This is a genomic window from Roseibium sp. RKSG952 (genome assembly GCF_009711355.1).
The window spans coordinates 1-348 of record NZ_SMMF01000192.1 but is presented as its reverse complement, the minus strand read 5'-3'; the positions used below and the strand labels follow the sequence as shown (position 1 = coordinate 348).

Sequence of the window (348 nt, the reverse complement as noted above, 5' to 3'; positions counted from 1 at the left end):
TCAGGAAGGGATCACCCAGATTCAGGACACCTACGGTCAGGATCATCTTCAGCTGACCGTTCTCCGCGGCTACGTCGCCAAGCTCCTCGGAAACGCGCGCGTCGTCCGGTATTTGATGCAGACGCGTCCGGAGTTCCTGTCAGAGTTTCAGACCATCGCCGGGATGGAGTCGGTGGTGCCGGCCGAGGTGGAATAGACCGCTGGTCGACCCAATGGGGACCCGGACCCGATAAGCGCGGGGATCGCGGGAGACGCCGGACTGTGGGCCGGATCGAGCGCGGCGGTGGGGATGGCGGCGAACCCGCCCGGAGCCCACTAGGCTGGCTCGAGTTTTCGCCGGCCGCGCGG

General features: G+C 66.4%; 1 protein-coding gene. It reads left to right on the top strand.

Annotated elements, in window-relative coordinates; all coding sequences use genetic code 11:
* A partial coding sequence (locus E1297_RS00465; protein ID WP_305793802.1) for a plasmid partitioning protein RepB C-terminal domain-containing protein occupies window positions 1-196 on the top strand: 196 nt, incomplete at its 5' end.
* Between the last annotated feature and the right edge of the window lie 152 nt (window positions 197-348).